Raw genomic sequence first — 7,448 nt, 5'->3', positions numbered from 1 at the left:
TCGGTGCAACCTGCAAGACCGTCACACAAAGTCGAGTAGCTGCTTGTTGGGGGTTAAACTAGACATTGCCTGATTATATCACAGAAAATGTCCAGTTATGTCACTAATTGTCTAGATATTTACGGACTGTTAGTTAACCCCGATGCAATTCCGATTCATCCGGATATTGAGGGGTACAACGGTACCATGGTTGTCTATGATTCTCGGCAAAATAATCCAAATGCCCACGTCAACGATATCATGGGCAAGACTCTATTTCTATTGATGTCTGCCCTAAACACAGAAAACGTCACCGTCGTCCTCGATAGCTGTCACTCTGGCGGTGGTACCAGGGGAAACCTCGTCTATCGCGCCCTTGACTCTCGGTTATCGGGAAACAACGCTCAACCCAGCGCCGCCGAGTTAGCCTATCAAGAACGGTGGATGACCAAACTGGGATTGTCACTGAGTCAACTTAAAACCTTACGCACCCAGGGTATCGCTAAGGGAATGGCACTGGGTTCAGCCCAGGCAAATCAACTGGCGGCGGATGCACCCTTTGGCGACTTCTACGCCGGGGCGTTTACCTATCTCCTCACCCGCTACCTTTGGCAGCAGCCCTTCAATAAACCCCTGACTACCGTCTTTGCAAATCTGGCTCGGAGTACACGGGATGTGGCTCAAGCCTCGCACCTAGAACAAGACCCCATCTTTCAGGTTAAACCGAATAGCGACTATGCCCAAAAACCCCTCTACTTCCTTAACCCAGATATCCCCGCCGCCGAAGCCGTGGTGCGTCGTATTGAGGGAGATCAAGTCATTTTCTGGTTAGGCGGTATTTCCTCGCAGAGTCTACAAGCCTTTGAAGAAGGAGCAGAATTTAACCTAATTGATACCAAAGGACAGGTTGTTGGGGAAGTTGTGCAAACCCATCGCCTTGGCTTAGTCGGATATGGCAGAGTGAAATCCAGCCAACGGCAGACGATTCCCCCAGGAACACTGATGCGAGAACGGATTCGTGGCGTACCCGCTAACTTAGCGTTAAAAATTGGTCTGCATGAGTCTCTAGGTAATCAGATGGAAGCGGCTAGAGCAGTTTTAGAAACGATTGAACGGGTAAACGTTGTCCCCGTGAATCCTAGCACAGTCGCCGACTATCTCCTCGGACGAATGAGTCAGGAATCGCTCCAGCAAGCCCGTCAGCGTGATATCGTTACCTCTGCATCCATCGGCAGTATTGGGCTATTTTCCGCCGGACTCACGCCTGTTCCCGACTCCTTTGGACAACCGGAGGAATCGATAACGCAAGCAGTACAACGCCTACGCCCCCGTCTAACCATGTTATTGGCGGGTCGGATACTCCACTCTATCCTCAATAGCGACACCTCCCAATTGAATATCACCGTTGATATTAACCCCTTGGGAAGGCGAGGGGCTTCTGTGAGTACGGGACGCCCCTCAGAGGCGGAAGCCGGACTTGTCACCCAAACCCTGGAAACAGAGATAACCCAACTCCAAATAGGGACTGAAGTGGAGTTAGTCATTCACAACCATGAAAACCGCAGCCTTTATATCGGGGTGCTAGTCATTTTTGCCAATGGTGATATCTACGTCTTGCATCCGATAACCTGGGGTGCGCCGGAAGAAGCAGCAAAACTAGGCGGTGGCGAGTCGATGGTGATTCCCCAGAAAATTGGTGATCCGACCAAGGATTTTCGCTTAGTCGTGCAGGAACCCGCAGGTTTCTTTGAACTTTTGGTTCTCGCCAGTACAGAACCCTTACGGGATGCGTTGAAAGGGTTACAGGACATTGCCAGACGTCGCGGTGCATCGGGAACTCCGCTTGGTTTTACGGAAGATATCGCGGAAAATTCGGATAGTGAGAGTCCCGTGGCGGTTATCGACAGTTTGTTGGGAGATTTGGATCGAATGTCTCGCGGTAGAATAGCCTCAGTACGGGTTCGTCGTCGGCACAGTATTGATACCACTAAACTGGCTGCCCTCTCAACTATCCTAAAAGTCGTCGAGTAACTCTTTACTCCTAAGAAACACGTTCTGACATAGGAGTTGAGGAGAGGGCGACCCGACTAAATTGAGTGAACTGGAGTTGTTAATTAATGCCAGCGGGTCGCCCCTACAAGATGCCAAATCCTTTACTATCCCCTTTATAATCCAGTCCGCGCGGACTTTGTTTGTGTGGTTCCGCGACTTCCAGTCGCCAGGGCAAAAGGGGGGTTACTTACTCATCGGCGTTTATAGTGGTAATATTCCCCGTCAATCAATTGACCATGCCTCTTAGAAAAAATCGTTACTTCTGGGTAATTGCCGCTATTAGTGTAATTGTGGATCAATTAACTAAATATTTAGTGGTACAAAATTTTGCCTTATACGAAAGTTTGCCTCTGATTCCCGATATTTTTCACTTAACCTATGTACTCAATACTGGGGCAGCATTTAGTCTGTTTAGTCAGGGCGGCGTGTGGCTGCGCTGGCTATCACTGGCAGTGAGTCTGGGGTTAATGGGGTTGGCATGGTTTGGTTCTCGGCTGAAACCGATTGAGCAGTTAGGCTACGGGTTTATTTTAGGGGGTGCATTGGGGAATGGAATTGACCGATTTTTTAATGATTGTATCGTTAATGGAAAACAGTTAACCTGTGTGGTTGATTTTCTGGAGTTTCCGATTGTCAAGTTTCCTATATTAGTCGATTTTCGTCATATTCGACTTGCGCCTTTTCCGGTGTTTAATTTTGCTGATGTTTTTATTAATCTAGGGATTATCTGTTTGTTAATTATCAGTTTTCGCCAAAGCCCACCGACTACTCACTCAAATAGGTAGTCTGAGTGTGCCGTTTTCAAGGTGTCAACTTAAGCTCAATGGCACTGAAATATGCATTTTGGAATTGCCGCAACCCTGGCTATCCCGTAGGGTGGGCATTGCCCACCATCACAATGAGCCTGTTGGGTTGAGCGAAGTCGAAACCCAACCTACTGGCGTGGCACAGCTAAAATTGTGGGATAGATTTTACTGTTAGAATGGGCGCAAGTCTTTGCGCCCCTACGATTCTAATCCACCAATTAAGGTGTGCCACGCCACTAGAAGGAAATGAATGGTGTCGTTGTCTTTAAGCTGCCGTCGTTGCGTCTCGTCTTCGGCTTTGGTGTTGAATTGTTGACCAAAGGGCGATTCGGGAAATAATTAGGCGAAAGTCAGTCAAAATTGTGGCTAGATTTTCGGGGGTTAGTACGGGAACGTGGACAAAGATGCAGCCCGTTGTTGGCGCATAATCCTGAAAATAGCGTAATAGTTGATAATAGAGTCCTTCACAGACAAATTTACCCGCGTCATGACTAATCTCAGTGTCGGTTAATCCCTCGACTAATTTGTCTAAGTCTACAGCAGTTTTGAGGAAGTGAGTCTCGAAAGATGTCTCATTGCCAAAGAAGGCGGGAAGACAATAGGACAACCCTTTCAGGCTGAAGATTGGTTGAAGAACTAAATAATAAATGAACCAATACACTTGAGCAACCAGGTATCGCGGCGTTGCCCCAGCTTCTACGGTTAATTGGGAACGGGATTCAGCCATACCGCAACAAATTACCACATCCGGTTGCAGGTGTTCAATTTTCGCGATCGCTAAATCGCTGGCGGGAAATACGTCCACGGGTAGCTGTCTCAGATAAGTCAAGGATATGGCTTGATCCGGGAACGGGTCATTCTCAGCCTGGAGTTTGAGGAGTAAATCATCGGACGCATTGGATTTCTGATGAGGTAACCAGGTTTGAAAGGATGTCAAAAGGATAGTTGTTGACATTATCGATTAGCACCGAACTCATTAAAATAAAGATTTAACCACAAAAATAACGAGGAATCGGTTCATGCCAATCATTGCGGTGGTTGATTACGATATGGGTAACCTGCACTCGGCTTGTAAAGGGTTGGAGAATGCGGGTGCAACAACCAAGATAACGGATGTCGCGGCTGAGATTGAACAGGCGGATGCGGTGGTACTACCGGGAGTCGGTTCCTTTGATCCTGCTGTACAGCATTTGCGATCGCGCGGACTTGAGGAACCGATTAAACGGGTGATTGCTAGTGGTAAACCGTTCCTGGGTATCTGTTTAGGGTTACAAATTCTGTTTGAAGGTTCAGAAGAAGGAAAAGAACCCGGATTAGGGATTATTCCTGGGAAAGTGCGGCGATTTCAACCCGAACCCGATATCCGGATTCCGCACATGGGGTGGAACCACTTAGAGTTTACTCAACCGGATTGTCCCTTGTGGATGCAGTTATCGGAGAACCCACAAGTTTATTTTGTCCATTCCTACTACGTTGACCCTGTTGATCCGACGATTCGCGCCGCTACAGTAACCCACGGCTCACAACAGGTCACGGCGGCGATCGCGCAGGATAATATGATGGCGGTTCAGTTCCATCCTGAAAAATCATCCACCGCAGGTTTACAAATTCTATCCAATTTTGTCACCCTCCTGAAAACGCCTGTATCCGTTTAAGATGGAAGAACTCACGGACAGAGAACAGGGAACAGAAGATCTCAAACCTGAGTCAGGGCGGGTTTTGTAACCAAAGGAGGGCAAACCATCAAAATTAGTCCCTAAACCCGCCCCTACAAACCCGATTTTATCGAGGGTTGCGGCGGGTCAACACTTAAAATTCTTTGATAAATGGATTGTATTAACCTTCTTTCAGGAAAACCCCAATCTCCCTATATCCTCCTCATTACCCCCTCACCCCCAACTCCCCCAGCTTCCCCATCTTCCCCTGATCCGCACAACTCGGTCTGAACATTGGTAGGCTGGAAAGAGTCGCCAATGGCGTTTGAGTACAGGAGAGTAAACGTTGAAGTATCAGAATTCACAGAATTGGCAAGCTTTAGTGGGAGGGATTATCGCAGCAGCCTTGATTCTCCTTAGCTTTAGCTCCTTTGTGATCATCAACCCAGGTCAAGCCGGGGTCATCAGCATCTTGGGTAAAGCCAGAGATGGAGCCTTATTAGAGGGAATCCACATTAAACCCCCCTTGGTTTCTGTGGTGGACGTATATGATGTGACCGTGCAAAAATTTGAAGTTCCTGCCCAAAGTTCCACCAAGGATCTTCAGGATCTATCGGCTAGCTTCGCGATCAACTTCCGCCTTGACCCCACACAGGTGGTTCAGATTCGACGCACACAAGGCACATTACAGAACATTGTCTCGAAAATTATCGCCCCCCAGACGCAGGAATCGTTCAAAGTTGCAGCGGCTCGGCGAACGGTAGAAGAAGCCATCACCAAACGGACTGAACTGAAGCAGGACTTTGATGATGCGTTGAATGAACGGTTGGAAAAGTATGGCATCATCGTCCTGGATACCAGCGTGGTTGACCTAACCTTCTCCCCAGAGTTCTCCAGGGCGGTTGAGGAAAAACAAATCGCTGAACAACGGGCGCAACGCGCGGTTTACGTTGCCCGGGAAGCCGAACAACAAGCCCAAGCGGACATTAATCGCGCTAAGGGTAGAGCCGAAGCCCAACGACTATTAGCGGAAACCCTGAGAGAACAAGGTGGACCCTTAGTTCTGCAAAAAGAAGCGATTGAAGCCTGGAAACAAGGTGGGGCGCAAATGCCGAAAGTTTTGGTCATGGGCGGCGATTCCAATAGTAGTGTGCCATTCCTATTTAACTTAGGGGATGTGGCACAGGAAACGCTACCGCGCTAAAGACACCAAATCCTGTGGTTATCCTGTAGGGACGACCCACTTACATGAATGAACAACCTGTAGGGGCGACCCGCTTAGCCTAATGAACAACTCCAGTCCACTCAATTGGCTTGGGTCGCCCTCCACTCAATGGGTTCGGTTTGCCCTTAAGTCTTGTTCTCCCCTCTAAAAAAAGAATACCCTTGGGGAGGATAGACCCATAGTAGTAACGGTTTCAGCAGGTTAGGATCAGAACTAATCTGGTCATGAGCCTGATCGCAGGTTTTCTAGTCCATGTTCAGGTCTTATGTAACGGAAGGTTATGGAATTTTTGTCTGATACCGTCGTGCTGTCACGTCTGCAATTTGCGGTGACGGCTATTTTTCACATGCTGTGGCCCGTTCTCACCACAGGGATGGGGATTTACCTGGTTATCGTGGAAGGACTATGGCTGAAGACGCGCAATCCTGATTATTATTACCATGCTCGCTTCTGGTCAAAGCTGTATGTCCTTAACTTTGGCATTGGTGTCGCCACGGGTGTACCAATGGAATTTCAGTTTGGCACCAACTGGGCATCCTTTTCCGAGGCGGTGGGTAATTTTTTTGGCAGCATTCTCGGCTTTGAAGCGTCGATGGCGTTCATGCTAGAAGCGGCGTTTTTAGGGATTATGGTGTTTGGTTGGCAGCGTGTTCATCCCATCATGCACTACGTTGCCACTATCCTTGTCGCATTTGGTGCCAACTTATCCACATTCTGGATTTTAGCCGCCAATTCCTGGATGCAAACCCCAGCTGGGGGCGAATTTGTCGATGGCAAGTTTATTGTCAGTGATTATTTTCAGGCAATTTTTAATCCCTTCATGGTGAACAGCGTCCTACATATGTTCTTTGGTACTCTGGAAACCTCGCTGTTTGTGATTGGTGGAATTAGCGCTTGGTACATTCTCAACAAACGCCATTCCGCCTTCTTTTCTAAGGCGTTGAAAATTGTCTTAGCGGTTGCGATCGCAGTCGCCCCCTTACAGATCTATATTGGACATTTAAGTGGCGAACAAGTGTATCGTCATCAGCCGTCTAAACTAGCCGCGATGGAAGCGCAGTGGGAAACTGTACCCGCCGGAGTTGCGGCAGATTGGAGTCTTTTGGCATTGCCTAATGAAACCGCCGAAAAAAATGATTGGGAAATTAAAGTTCCCAATGCGTTGGGATATATTCTGGAATTGCAAAAAGAATTACCAGAACCCGTATTGGGATTGAAGGAGTGGAAACCAGAAGATCGACCCCATCTATTAGGGTTAATTTACTATTCCTTCCGAATCATGATTGCCATTGGGTTCTTCTTCGCCGGATTAATGCTGGTAAGTGTACTGCAATGGCTACGGGGTAAGCTTTCACCGGAAAACATTACCCAGCAGCGTCTGCTTTTAGTTGCCTGGATTTTTGCCGCACCCCTCGGTTATATTGCGGTAGAATCCGGCTGGATTGTCCGCTGTGTGGGACGACAACCCTGGACAGTGTACGGGCAAATTCGCACCGTAGATGCCGTGTCTAATGTTCCAGCCAGTAATGTTTTAACCTCGTTACTCAGTTTTAGCGGGGTTTATACCCTGTTATTTTGTGCCGCTTTATTTTTCGGGAGCCGAATTATCCGCCGAGGTCCCAATTTCAACCTCCCTTTACCCACTTCTGAAACTCAAGCAGGAGTCAACACTGAGCCTGGACAATTTATTCCCGATGAACGTCCCCTAGAAACGCAACAGTAGGAGGTTGT

General features: G+C 48.1%; 6 protein-coding genes. 5 read left to right on the top strand and 1 reads right to left on the bottom strand.

The window, feature by feature from the left end:
• Positions 1–87 precede the first annotated feature (87 nt).
• Entirely contained in the window at positions 88–2,010 is a 1,923-nt protein-coding gene (locus RIE73_RS26720) for a DUF4384 domain-containing protein (RefSeq protein WP_446404062.1), read from the top strand.
• Positions 2,011–2,267: 257 nt separating this feature from the next.
• On the top strand, positions 2,268–2,816 hold the full coding sequence (gene lspA / locus RIE73_RS26715) for a signal peptidase II (protein WP_446404061.1): 549 nt from the start codon (positions 2,268–2,270) through the stop codon (positions 2,814–2,816).
• 286 nt (positions 2,817–3,102) lie between these two features.
• Here lspA and RIE73_RS26710 read toward each other — a convergent pair whose 3' ends face one another.
• Positions 3,103–3,792, bottom strand: coding sequence for a peptidase C15 (locus tag RIE73_RS26710; RefSeq protein WP_446404060.1), 690 nt, complete (start codon positions 3,790–3,792; stop codon positions 3,103–3,105).
• A gap of 64 nt (positions 3,793–3,856) precedes the next feature.
• Here RIE73_RS26710 and hisH point away from each other — a divergent pair, with 64 nt between their 5' ends.
• The 3 genes from hisH to RIE73_RS26695 all read left to right on the top strand — a co-directional run bounded on the left by hisH (position 3,857) and on the right by RIE73_RS26695 (position 7,440).
• Positions 3,857–4,492 carry an imidazole glycerol phosphate synthase subunit HisH gene (gene hisH, locus RIE73_RS26705; protein ID WP_446404059.1) on the top strand — a complete coding sequence of 212 codons (636 nt, stop codon included), beginning with the start codon at positions 3,857–3,859 and terminating at the stop codon, positions 4,490–4,492.
• Between the two features lie 346 nt (positions 4,493–4,838).
• Positions 4,839–5,696 (top strand): prohibitin family protein, encoded by an 858-nt coding sequence (locus tag RIE73_RS26700; protein WP_446404058.1) that lies wholly within the window; start codon positions 4,839–4,841, stop codon positions 5,694–5,696.
• A gap of 301 nt (positions 5,697–5,997) precedes the next feature.
• Entirely contained in the window at positions 5,998–7,440 is a 1,443-nt protein-coding gene (locus RIE73_RS26695) for a cytochrome ubiquinol oxidase subunit I (RefSeq protein ID WP_446404057.1), read from the top strand.
• The last annotated feature ends 8 nt before the right edge of the window (positions 7,441–7,448 follow it).

Source organism: Coleofasciculus sp. C1-SOL-03 (genome assembly GCF_040220555.1).
GTDB lineage: Bacteria > Cyanobacteriota > Cyanobacteriia > Cyanobacteriales > Coleofasciculaceae > Coleofasciculus.
This window is presented reverse-complemented; position numbering and strand designations above follow the sequence as displayed.